Here is a 12,900-nt window from a genome sequence, read left to right as displayed (position 1 = left end):
TGCTACTATTTTTTAACCCTTTCTAACCTATAAAAATCTTTCCGTCTATCCTTTAAATTTCTAACTGCTCCAAAAGTATGCAGTTCGCGAAGCAGATCAATGTCAACATCGGCCACCAAAATCATTTCGGTATTTGGGGTTGCTTCTGCTTTTATGCCGTTATTCGGAAATGAGAAATCGCAGGGAGTGAAAACGGCGCTCTGTGCATATTGAATATCCATATTATGAACCTTCGGAAGGTTTCCGACGCTTCCCGCAATGGCCACATAACATTCGTTTTCAATTGCTCTTGCCTGGGCACAAAGTCTTACACGCGAATAGCCATTTTGGGTATCGGTCAAAAATGGTACAAAAAGAATATCCATTCCTTCATCGGAAAGAAGGCGCGAAAGTTCCGGAAATTCGGAATCGTAGCAAATCAACACCCCTATTTTTCCGCAGTCGGTATCGAAGGTTTTAAGGGAATTCCCGTTTACCATCCCCCAAACTCTTTCTTCATCGGGCGTAACGTGAATTTTTTCATACCGCTCCACGCTTCCATCGCGACGACATAGATAGCCCACGTTGTAAAGTTTGCCGCGGACAATCTCGGGCATACTGCCGGTAATGATATTGATGTTGTAAGAAATAGACAATTGCGATAAGCGCTCGGTTATTTCCTTCGTATGTTTCGCCAACTCGCGAATGGCGTCCGGTTCGCTCATTTCATTGTATTCAGCCATTAACGGCGCGTTGAAAAACTCGGGGAACATCGCGAAGTCGCAACGATAACCGGCAACACAATCTATAAAATATTCCGCTTGGTGCATAAGGTCCTCCATGCCCGCATAGCTTCGCATTTGCCACTGGATGAGGCCAAGGCGCACAACGCTTTTTACAGCAGATGGTTTTGGTTTTGCAATTGGTTTGGTGTAATAAATATTGTCCCACTCCATTAACACCGCAAACTCGCCCGAAGCTTTATCGCCTTCCAAATACCCTTTCAATACACGAACCGGGTGAAAATCGTTTGAAATTTGAAAATTTAAAACCGGATCATCAATCTGTTTGCGTTTTACTTTTTCAATATACTGTTTTGGTGAAAGTTTATCGGCATGCAAATGATAATTGGGCATTCTTCCACCAAAAACGATACTTTTCAAGTTTAAATTTTCACACAATTCCTTTCTATAATCGTACAATCTTCTTCCCAGTCGCAGCCCACGGAAATCGGGGCGGATAAATACATCTATTCCATAAAGCACATCGCCGTCGGGGTCGTGAATCCCAAAAGTGGGATCGTCGGTTATATCTTTATAGGTGTGTTTCTCTCCCAACTCGTCAAAATCTACAATAATGGAAAGGGCACAACCTGCAATTTCGCCATCGGCCATTATCACCACTTGTCCCTCGGGAAAGATGTCAATGAGATTACCAATTTCATTGATTTTCCAATAGCTATTTGGAAGTCCACCATACGATTGAATGGTAGCCTCTTTCAACGCTTCATAGTCTTTTAGCGTTAAAAATTTTAATTCTATATTTTCAATTTTTTGCTGTTCCATTCTTTCATTTTATTATATAAACCATAATCCTTTCCCCCAACTTAATTGGTTGAGGGAAAAGATTTCTAAATTTTTGGAATTCGTATTTCTTCGAAAAAAATATTCCTTTTTTACATACCTAAAAGGTACGCAAAAATTAAAGGCGCAACGATGGTTGCATCACTTTCTATGATGAATTTTGGCGTGTCCATATCCAGTTTTCCCCACGTGATTTTCTCATTCGGGACGGCTCCCGAATAGCTTCCGAAACTGGTTGTGGAATCACTGATTTGGCAGAAATAACTCCAGAACGGAGTGTCTGTCCTTTCCATATCTTGGTATAGCATGGGCACGACACATATTGGGAAATCTCCCGCGATTCCCCCTCCTATTTGGAAGAAACCGATTCCTTTTTCAGAATTATCTGTGTACCAATCTGCGAGGAAAGTCATATACTCAATTCCGCTTTTCATGGTAGAAGCTTTCAATTCGCCTTTAAGTACATAACTTGCGAAGATGTTGCCCATAGTACTGTCTTCCCAACCTGGACAAACTATCGGTAAATTCTTTTCCGCGGCGGCGTACATCCATGAATCTTTTAAGTCTATTTCGTAATGTTCTTCCATTACACCGCTCAACAAAAGTTTGTACATATACTCGTGAGGCAGGTAGCGTTCACCATTTGCTTCGGCTTCTTTCCAGAGTTTTACAATGTGCTTTTGAATTCTTCGGAAAGCTTCTTCCTCGGGAATACAGGTATCGGTAACGCGGTTCATTCCGTTTTCCAATAAATCCCACTCATCCTGTGGCGTTAAATCGCGGTAATTCGGAACGCGTTTGTAATGGCTGTGTGCCACCAGATTCATAATGTCCTCTTCAAGATTTGCGCCCGTGCAGGAAATGATATGCACCTTATCCTGACGTATCATTTCAGCAAAAATCTTTCCCAATTCGGCAGTACTCATTGCTCCGGCAAGCGAGACGAGCATTTTTGAGCCATTGTTCAATTGGGCCTCGTATCCTTTTGCGGCATCCACAAGGGCGGCTGCGTTGAAGTGTAAATAATATTTTTCAATAAATTGGGAAATGGATCCTTTGCTAGTACTCATCTTCTTCGGTATTAAATTTTGAAACGCCTTTTTTGGTTTCGTTAAAATTGCTTTCGTATTCGTCTTCTTCGTCCGTGCCCGCAAATTTGTAGGTAAGCATTTTATAGTAGAGTTTTGCCGCCACAAAATCTGAAGCCTTTTCATCCTTATTTGGGCACAGTTCGACAATATCAAAACCTACCACGTTACGCTCCTCAAAAACCTGTTTTAGGAAATCAAGGGTTTCGTACCAGAAAAGTCCGCCAGGCTCTGGTGTTCCAGTTGAAGGCAAGATTGAAGGGTCTAGTGCGTCAAGATCGAAGGTTATGAAAACGTTGTCTCCCAGAGCTTCAATAACCTTGTCCATCCAATATTCATCCTTGGCCATATCGTGTGCGAAGAAAACCTTTTCCTCGTCCATGACGCGGGTTTCGGCAATGTCCATACTACGTATTCCCACTTGCACCAGGTTTGTGGTCTGGCTTGCTTCGTATACCGCGCAGGCATGGTTGCACTTACTCCCATGAAATTCCTTGCGCAAATCTGCGTGTGCATCTATGTGAAGGACGGTTAGATTATCAAAACACTCGTTGAAAGCACGAATGGTTCCTATGGAAATACTATGCTCCCCACCAAAAATAGTTACGAATTTATTGCGTTTTATATAGTCTTTTGTGATTTTGTGAACTTCAGAGACAACGGCTTCCGGAGAGGAATTTTCTGTAATTGCATCTGCTAAATAAACTCCTTGTTTGTAAACCTCTGTTTGGGTTTCAATGTCGTAAAGCTCCATGTTTTCTGAAGCATCCAAGAAGGCCTCTGGGCCTTTGTCGGCTCCTTTTTGCCAAGTGCTTGTTCCATCGTAAGGAACTGGGATCAATACAATTTTTGATGTTTCTAGGGCCGCATATTTTTGCGGGATACCTGCGTACGTCTTAGTGCTCATAACCTAAAATGTTTAGCAATTGCTCGCTTGTTTGTTGTTCTGAAAATAGTTGGTATGTTAAATTGTTGTTTTTATCTCTGTCAATCAAAATATGCTTTGGCGAAGGAATCAAGCAGTGCTGCAAGCCCCCAAACCCGCCAATGGTTTCTTGGTATGCTCCTGTATTAAAGAAGCCAATATACAAAGGTTTTTCTTTTCTGAACTTTGGCAGATAAATAGCTGCCATGTTTTGCTCACTGTTATAATAGTCATCACTATCACAGGTCAATCCACCCAAGAGCACTCTTTCATATTCATCATTCCAACGGTTTACGGCAAGCATAATAAAACGTTTGCTGATGGCCCAAGTGTCTGGTAAGGTTGTGATGAAAGATGAATTAATCATATTCCACTTTTCGCGGTCGTTTTGTTGTTTTTGGTATAAAATCTCATAAATGGCACCACCGCTCTCTCCTACGGTAAAGCTTCCAAATTCTGTAAATATGTGTGGTACCGGCACATCTGCCTCTGCACAGGTAATGTTTATCTGGTTTAAAATCTCATCAATCATATACTGATAATCGTACTCAAACGCTAATGAGTTTTTTATCGGAAAACCACCGCCAATGTTAAGACTGTCCAAAGAAGGACAGATTTTTTTAAGACGTACATATACCTTTAGACACTTCACCAATTCGTTCCAGTAATAAGCCGTGTCGCGTATTCCTGTATTTATGAAGAAATGTAGCATCTTTAAATCTACACGTTCGTTGTTTTTTATCTGCTCTTCATAAAAAGGGATTATATTTTTGTATCCAATGCCCAATCTGGAAGTATAAAATTCAAACTTTGGCTCTTCTTCGGAAGCAATACGGATACCTACATTGAAGTGGTTGTCAATACTGTCTGAAAGCAGCTCGATCTCTTCATAATTATCAATAATCGGGATGCAGTTTTCATGACCGTTGTTAATTAAACGGGCTATGTTATCTATATAACGGTCGCGTTTGAAGCCATTGCAAATTACATAAGTTTTATCTGATACCTTTCCGGTTTTCTTTAAACGCTCTACAATATCAATATCAAACGCCGAAGAGGTTTCTATGTGTATGTCATTCTTTAGAGCTTCATTCAATACGTGTTTGAAGTGCGAACTTTTGGTGCAATAACAGTAGTTGTACGTGCCTTTATAGTTGTTTTTTTCAATAGCGTCCGCAAACCATTTTTTTGCCAAATTAATATTTTCTGAAATTTTTGGCAGGTATGTAAATTTTAAGGGAGCTCCGTATTTTTCAACAAGGCCCATTAAATCTACGCCGTGAAATTCCAGGCCATTATCGCCCAAGCGAAATTCTTCCTGTGGAAAATAATACGTTTGGTTTATTAAATCTATGTATTTGGTGTTCATTCTTTTGTTTTCGTTGAAAAGTGTAAATTAAAAATTCTTGCTGCGTAATCCCCAAAAAATGGAGAGTATAACAAAAAATTAACTTGAAGATTAGATGTGAATAGGCCAAGCATTTATAGTGGAACTTGTGCCCGAAACATGCTGAATTGCAGCTATGGGAAATAAAAAGGTATTGTTCATTTAGAATCTTTGTTTCTGAAAGTTTTCAAAAACCAACCATTTTAAAAATACTGTCGCTTAATTTGTTTTCACTACAAAAGTGCCAAAAAAAATTCAATAATTAATGAATTGGAGAAAATTTCATTTTCCCTTATAACATGCTGAACATATTGAGTTCCTTTTCAGTAAGGGTTCTCCAGCGGCCGCGCGGCAAATCTTTTTTGGTCAAGGGCCCGAGCGTAACACAATCTACCCGCACTACATCATAACCCAAATGTTCAAAAATAGTTCGTATAATGCTGTTCCCGGTATGTTTTATTTTTAGGCCTATTTCACTTTTTGGCGCGTTATCTACATAACTTATTTCCTCCACGGAAATTTCCTTTCCCTCAATACTGAAACCATCTTTTATTTTTTTAAGATGCTCAGCCTTTAGGTTTTTGTCAAGTTCTATATGGAACAAACGCGGAATTCCTTTTTTGGTGAATTTTTGCACGAACTCATCATCATTTGTAAAAAGCAAAAGCCCCGTAGCATTTCTACCCAAGCGGCCGAAAGGTTTTATTTTTGCCGTCGTGGCGTTCGCCACCAAGTCCATTACAGTCATGCCCTTTGCGTTACTGTCTGTAGTTGCAAAACCTTTTGGCTTGTTCAGCAATACGTATGTGTTTGGCTCTGGGTTCAATCGGCGGCCGTCAAAACGCACATCATCACTTAATTGCACCTTGTAACCCATTTCATTTATTATTTTTCCGTTTACGGAAACCAAACCTGTTGCAATATAGGTGTCAGCCTCGCGACGTGAGCATACACCGCTATTCGCAATATATTTATTAAGACGAATACCGTCTTCTGGGTTGCTCTTTTTTACTTCTTTTACTAATTTTTCCCTGCGGCCTATTTCCTTGCCCGTTTTATCAAACCGCAATTTCGGCTTGGCCGTAGGATCTTGTTGACGCCCGGTTTTTTTTGGTGTGGATTCTGATTTTAAAGGAGCATTTCCTCTTGCATTGCTTCGGTTGCGCTGGTTATTACTACCACGCCCTGAAGCTTTTCCTCTGTTTTGATTCTCTTGTCTGCTCATAGTTACTTTTTTGCAAAGGTAAGCAAATTAAGTAGGCTCTCGCAGTTTTCAGTTTACAGTAAAAAGACTGCTAATTGTAACTTGTGACTGAGGCTTTTTAGGAAATTATTTTTTTTAAAACACACAGATAATCTGCGCGTTTTTTTAGAAAGTCAAGCTCGGAAATGTTGATAATTTTTATGTTTTCAGAATGTTGGTTTTTAATGAATTCAAGATAACCTGCATTCAATTTTTGCAGATAAGATGCTTCTATACTCTGCTCATACTTACGGCCCCTTTTTTTTATATTTTCCAAAAGGCGGTCGGTGTTTTGGTATAGGTAAATATATTTATCTGGCTTTGGGACATCTTTGTGCATTACTTGAAAAAGTTTTTTGTAAAGCGCATATTCTTCCTCGGGCAAAGTGATGCCTGCAAAAATGAGGGATTTATTTACATCGTAATCTGCAATGACAGACTCCTTAAAAAGATCGAACTGGGTAATATCGTCTACCAATTGTTGGTAACGGTCTGCCAAAAAGGACATTTCTAATGGAAAAGCGTAACGCGCGGCATCTTCATAAAATTTTGGAAGAAAAGGGTTGTCCTTAAAACGTTCCAAAATTAGTTTTGCGTTAAAATCATTTGCAATCTTGGTGGCCAAACTTGTTTTTCCGGCCCCAATGTTTCCTTCAATCGCAATATAATTATATTGTGAAATATTGTAGTCCTTCATCGGGTTGGTAAGCCATTTGGACTGCTTTTGAAGCACACTTGAGTCTTCACTCTCGGCTAAAATTTTTATTATGTTTTTTTCAAAAACTGGATGTATTAAGTGTGAATTGAGGTCGGCCAAAGGCTGCAACACAAACTTTCGCTTTTGCATTTCTGGATGTGGAACAGTGAGTTTTTCGGACTCAATAATCAAATCGTCAATTAATATGATGTCAATATCTATAGGCCGCGAAGTATATGCCTGGAGAGCATTGCGCTTGCGACCCATGGTCTTTTCAATTTGCAAAATTGATTTTAGGACTGTGGCAGGTTTTAAATTAGTTTGCAGCCACACGGCACAATTCAAAAACGGATCTCCATCAAAACCCATTGCCGGGGTCTGGTAAACCGAAGAGATTTTTACGATACTCCCTACCTCTTCAAACAGCGAATTTACTGCATTTTGAAGATACTCAGAGCGATTGCCCATATTGCTGCCAAGGGAGAGATAAACGTTATAAAGTGGTTGCAACTGATTCAAATTTTAACATTTAAGACGAAATTAAGGAAAAGAAAAAGACTACCAAGTAAATTTGTGTGTAGATATAAACATTACGGAAACAGCTTATTTTAACTGTTTGTTTCCAAAGGAAGTATCACCAAAGAAATTTCAAAATTTTTATGAAGAAAATACTTAAAATAACAGGAATTATTCTTGGAATCCTGGTTTTATTGCTGATTGCGGCACCATTCATTTTTAAAGGAAGCCTTGAAAAAATGCTGAAACGCACCATCAATGAAAACCTCAACGCCACAGTAACCTGGGAAGATCTCGACTTGAGTCTTTTCAGTAGTTTTCCTGATGCTTCACTTCAGTTGAATAATTTTAATGTAATCAACAAAGCCCCTTTTGAGGGCGATACTTTAGCAAGCGGCAAGACGCTTTCACTAGATATGGGCATTATGCAACTTTTCAAAAAAAGCAACGAAGCAATAAAAGTGGATGAAGTAAGACTTGACGAAGCTTTTGTAAATATAAAGATAGATTCCCTTGGAAATGCAAATTATGACATTGCCATAAAAAAAGACGCCCCCGCTACGACTAATGCAGAATCCAGTGGCGGATTTACTTTTGATCTGAAAAATTATGAAATAAATAATTCGCGCATAAATTATTTGGACGAAGCCACAAAAACCTACATAATACTTACCGAAGTACAGCATAAGGGAAGTGGTGATCTTTCACAGGAAATAAGCAATCTGGACACCGAAACCGAAGCACTTGCTTCATTTCGCCTTGACAGTACAGAATACCTAACCAAAAACAGGGTTTCGCTAAATGCAGTTTTTAAACTCGATCTCAAAAACCAAAAATATACTTTCTTAGAAAACGAAGCCAAAATCAACGAGCTTCCACTTACGTTTGATGGCTATGTGAAAGTGAACGAAAACAATAATGAAGTAGACCTTACTTTCAAAACACCTTCTTCTGATTTTAAAAACTTTTTAGCCGTTATCCCAGAAACCTATGTGAAGCAAATAAATGATGTAAAAACTACTGGAAACTTCACCGTAAATGGTATGCTAAAAGGTATTGTGGATAGCACCCACATCCCAATGATGGATATAAAAATAGCGAGCGAAAATGCTTCCTTTAAATACCCAGACTTACCCAAAAGAGTTGACAATATCACTATTGACGCCCAATTAAAAAATGAAACAGGCCTGTTAAAAGACACCTACCTCAACATTCCAAAATTGACATTTAGCATTGATGGCGAACCTTTCAGAATGAATGGAAGCATCAAGAATATAACCGAAAACCCACTGGTGAACATGGAAATGCAGGGCACACTTAATTTAGCAAATATTGAAAAGGTATTGCCTGTGGAAATGGAACAAAAACTTAGCGGAATTTTCAAAGCTGATGTTATTGCTAATTTTGATATGGATTCTGTGGAAAAGGAACGTTACGATAAAATAGACGCACGCGGTACCGCAAGCCTGACCAACTTTAATTATGATGCAGGTTTTAAAAACGAATTGAAAGTGGCCAATGCAAATCTCGCAATGCAACCTGGCATAATCACGCTGAAAGCACTAAATGCAACTACCGGACAAACCGATATCAAAGCCTCTGGAAACATTCAAAACCTAATCCCTTTTTTGATGAGCAAACAGGATTTGAAAGGACGCTTTGCGTTGCAATCAAACACTTTTAACGTGAATGATTTTATGGCTTCGGAAAACGTTTCTTCCGAAAAGAATTCTGAAGAAAAAGAAACCACTCCTAAAAGAACAGCCTCTTCGGAAGCTGTAAAAATCCCAGATTTTTTGGATGCTACTTTAGATTTCAACGCAAGCAAAGTAATTTATGACAATTTAGAATTAAAAAATGCAAAGGGAACCGCCGCCATTGCAAATGAAACAATTACCATCAGCAATTTTACCTCTAATATTTTTGGCGGAAACATTGCACTTTCCGGAAATGTTTCAACCAAAAACGAAACTCCCACTTTTGCAATGAACTTGGATTTAAGCAAAATTGATATTGACCAATCATTCAAGCAATTAGAGATGTTTCAGTTTTTAGTTCCCATAGCAAAAGCCTTACAAGGGAATTTAAACACCAAATTTGAATTGACCGGACAGCTCACAAATGATCTTTCCCCAAAACTATCCACCCTTGCTGGAACTGCGTTGGCACAAATTATTACTGCCGAAGTTAATCCGCAACAAGCCCCGTTGCTGGCTGCATTGGGCAACAAAGTTTCATTTTTAAATTTGGATAGGTTAAGCTTAAGGGATGTGAGCACAAATTTCACCTTTAACAATGGAAAGATTGAAGTGAAGCCTTTTGATTTTGACATTAAGGGAATCAATGTTACGGTTGCCGGAACTCACGGCTTGGACAAATCCATTGACTATAATGTAATGATGGATGTACCTGCAAAATATTTGGGCAATGATGTTACTAAATTGCTTCAAAATTTAAGTCCTCAGGAAGCTGATGCGATGAGTGTTGCATTGCCCATTGGCCTAAAAGGAACTTTTACCAATCCACAAGTTTCCTTAAACGCAGAAACGGCTATTAATACCCTGACAAAACAAATTTTAGCCAAGCAAAAAGACAAATTGTTAAATCAAGGAACTGGTATTCTGGGAGATATTTTGGGAGGTGGAACCAAACAGGATTCCACTAAAACGAATACAAATAATAATCAACAACAAACTACACAACAACAAAACACAAAAATTATAAGGGATGTGTTAGGTGGAATTTTGGGCGGAAAGAAAAAGAAAACCGACACTACAAAAACAGGCAATTAATTCACGGCTATGGAAACTACATATCCTTCATTTCCCCGAATATTGAAAACGGTTTGATCTTCAAACATAAGATATTGCCCTTTTATACCTTTTAAAACTCCTTCATAGAAAGGATTTTTTTCAAGATTTAGTGATTTTGGTTTTTCGGGATATTTCAATACCGGGAACTGCAGGTTTGTTTCGGCATTGTTTTCCAAATAATATTCCACGGCATCTTCAGGGATAAACTGTTTTAGCCTTTTACGCCACTCCACCAAATTTTCATCCTTCACATCGTTTTTTAACATGCTTCTCCAGTTGGTTTTATCACTCACGTGGTTTTTTAAAGCCACTTCGGTAATCCCTGCCAAATAACGATTTGGAACTTCAACAATCTCAATGGCCTCATGCGCGCCTTGGTCTATCCAACGGGTAGGGATCTGGCTTTTGCGCGTTACCCCTACTTTAACACTGCTACTATTGGCAAGGTACACTACGTGGGGCTGCAGCTGCACTCGCTTTTCAAATTCTAAATCACGGTCTTCTATATTGAGATGCGCCTTGCTTTTCTCTGGGTTAATGACCCAATCTGCCGCTTGTGGAATTTCATAAAAACAATCATAACAATAACCCTGTCTATAAATCTTCTTTTGAAGGCCACAATTTAAGCATTGATACCGCAGGAAATTGATAGAAACTTTTTTATCCAGCAACTGGTTCATGTGCAAAAAATCGTTTTCAAAAACCAAATAATATTGAATGGGCGAACCATTCTCAGTCTGCATTTTGGTAAGCACTCCTTGGTAATTCATTTATTCAAAAATATTTAGACGTCAATTTTTCTAAAGAAACGCTATGGAAACATCACTTCAAAAAAGCGAAAATCGTAATTATAAAATCGTTATTTTTATAGCATAAAGATAGCAGAAAAACATGCCAATCCCCATTGTAAATTCCATTGCTTCTTGGTTTCTTAAAAAAAGATTTCATCAAATAGACCTTTTTTTGAAGTATCCTATTGAAGTTCAGGAAGAATTACTTTTCAATTTACTTCAGAAAGCAAAGCATACCGAAATTGGCCGGGAGTATGATTTTTCATCAATAAAAACCTATCGCGAATTTTCTGAAAGAGTACCCGTTACCACGTATGAAGAGAACGAAGCCAGAATTGAGCGTGCCAGATGTGGCGAGAGCAATATTTTTTGGCCTACGCCCATAAAATGGTTCGCAAAATCCAGTGGCACCACTAACGCCAAAAGTAAATTTATACCCGTTACCAGTGATTCGTTGGAAAACTGTCACTACGCAGCAAGTAAGGATTTACTCTGCATGTATCTAAACAACAACCCAAATGCACAGTTATTTTTGGGGAAAAGCCTTCGCCTTGGGGGCAGCAAGCAATTATATCAAGAAAATGGAACTGTGTTCGGGGATCTTTCCGCAATCTTGATAGACAATATGCCTTTTTGGGCAGAATTCAGCAGTACGCCCAGCAACGAAGTTTCATTAATGGGCGACTGGGAGACTAAAATGCAAGCAATAGTAAACGAAACCATCAAAGAAAACGTAACCAGCTTAGCGGGCGTGCCATCTTGGATGCTCGTTTTGTTAAATCAAGTGATGGAAACCACCGGCAGAAATAATCTTTTTGAAGTTTGGCCTAACCTGGAAGTTTATTTTCACGGCGGTGTAAATTTTGATCCTTACATAGACCAATACAATAAATTATTACCCAAAAGTGATTTTAGATATTATGAAATCTATAATGCTTCTGAAGGCTTTTTTGCAATCCAAGACAGAAACGAAAACAAGGAACTGCTGTTGATGCTGGATTATGGAATTTTTTATGAATTCATTCCAATGGATACTTACGGCACCCCCAATGAAAAGGTAATTCCGTTGAGTGAGGTGGAAGAAGGTAAAAACTACGCCATTGTAATCACTACAAATGCTGGGCTTTGGCGCTACAAAATTGGTGACACCGTCCGGTTTACTTCCACAGATCCCTACCGAATAAAAGTTACGGGAAGAACAAAACACCATATAAATGTTTTTGGGGAAGAGTTAATTATAGAAAACGCTGAAAGCGCACTGCGAAAAGTCTCTCAGCTTACAAAGGCAGAAATTGTGGATTATACCGCCGCCCCTATTTTTATGAATGGAAAGGAAAAAGGAGCACACGAATGGATTATTGAATTTAAATCACCACCAGCTGATCTTAACTCTTTCACCAAACTTTTGGACGCTGCTTTACAGGAAGTAAATAGTGACTATGAAGCCAAACGTTTCAATAATACTACCCTTAACGCCCCAAAAATCCATCACGCCCGAAAACGTCTTTTCTATGATTGGCTAAAGGAGAAAAACAAACTTGGTGGGCAGCATAAAGTTCCACGGCTTTCCAATACACGTGATTATTTGGAGGAACTTTTACGCTTAAACGGCGATTTTCAATCCTAATTCAAATAAAACCTACCTTCTGAACGTGTTGTAAAACGGGTGTTTTAAGCACTTTATCGATTCATTTTGGAGGTGGATGTATTTCAACGAATATCCCTGCAACTTCAACTAAAACTTTTGTGGATGCATAACTCCCAATGTACTTTTGGAGCATCAAAATCATTGATTCTCAATATGAAACATTTTTTATACATAGTTTGCTTTTTAGTTTTTACCGTTTTGTTTTCGTCATGTGCGTCAACTACCTCAGT

The 12,900-nt window shown here is 38.8% G+C and carries 9 protein-coding genes; 2 read left to right on the top strand and 7 right to left on the bottom strand.

The window, feature by feature from the left end; translation table 11 throughout:
* Positions 1–5: 5 nt before the first annotated feature.
* From JK629_RS06780 to folK, 6 genes are all read right to left on the bottom strand, one after another.
* Complete coding sequence (locus JK629_RS06780; RefSeq protein WP_202337847.1) at positions 6–1,544, bottom strand: bifunctional GNAT family N-acetyltransferase/carbon-nitrogen hydrolase family protein; 1,539 nt, start codon at positions 1,542–1,544, stop codon at positions 6–8.
* Positions 1,545–1,654: 110 nt separating this feature from the next.
* Positions 1,655–2,632 (bottom strand): deoxyhypusine synthase family protein, encoded by a 978-nt coding sequence (locus tag JK629_RS06775; protein WP_202337846.1) that lies wholly within the window; start codon positions 2,630–2,632, stop codon positions 1,655–1,657.
* Entirely contained in the window at positions 2,622–3,557 is a 936-nt protein-coding gene (gene speB, locus JK629_RS06770) for an agmatinase (protein ID WP_202337845.1), read from the bottom strand. Before speB ends, JK629_RS06775 begins: the two co-directional genes overlap by 11 nt.
* On the bottom strand, positions 3,547–4,944 hold the full coding sequence (locus JK629_RS06765) for a type III PLP-dependent enzyme domain-containing protein (protein ID WP_202337844.1): 1,398 nt from the start codon (positions 4,942–4,944) through the stop codon (positions 3,547–3,549). Before JK629_RS06765 ends, speB begins: the two co-directional genes overlap by 11 nt.
* A gap of 310 nt (positions 4,945–5,254) precedes the next feature.
* Entirely contained in the window at positions 5,255–6,187 is a 933-nt protein-coding gene (locus JK629_RS06760) for a pseudouridine synthase (protein ID WP_202337843.1), read from the bottom strand.
* A gap of 97 nt (positions 6,188–6,284) precedes the next feature.
* Complete coding sequence (folK, locus tag JK629_RS06755; protein WP_202337842.1) at positions 6,285–7,412, bottom strand: 2-amino-4-hydroxy-6-hydroxymethyldihydropteridine diphosphokinase; 1,128 nt, start codon at positions 7,410–7,412, stop codon at positions 6,285–6,287.
* 149 nt (positions 7,413–7,561) lie between these two features.
* Between folK and JK629_RS06750 the strand changes: the two genes are divergently transcribed.
* Positions 7,562–10,210: an AsmA family protein gene (locus tag JK629_RS06750; protein WP_202337841.1), complete on the top strand. Its 2,649-nt coding sequence runs from the start codon at positions 7,562–7,564 to the stop codon at positions 10,208–10,210.
* Here JK629_RS06750 and JK629_RS06745 read toward each other — a convergent pair.
* Entirely contained in the window at positions 10,207–11,001 is a 795-nt protein-coding gene (locus tag JK629_RS06745; RefSeq protein ID WP_202337840.1) for a DUF2797 domain-containing protein, read from the bottom strand. The genes JK629_RS06750 and JK629_RS06745 overlap by 4 nt on opposite strands.
* A gap of 121 nt (positions 11,002–11,122) precedes the next feature.
* Here JK629_RS06745 and JK629_RS06740 point away from each other — a divergent pair, with 121 nt between their 5' ends.
* Positions 11,123–12,649, top strand: a complete 1,527-nt coding sequence (locus JK629_RS06740; RefSeq protein WP_202337839.1) for a GH3 auxin-responsive promoter family protein — start codon at positions 11,123–11,125, stop codon at positions 12,647–12,649.
* Positions 12,650–12,900 lie beyond the last annotated feature (251 nt).

The organism is Aequorivita iocasae, assembly GCF_016757735.1.
Classification (GTDB): domain Bacteria; phylum Bacteroidota; class Bacteroidia; order Flavobacteriales; family Flavobacteriaceae; genus Aequorivita; species Aequorivita iocasae.
The sequence above is the reverse complement of the archived record's forward strand: the minus strand, read 5'-3'. Positions and strand labels throughout refer to the sequence as shown.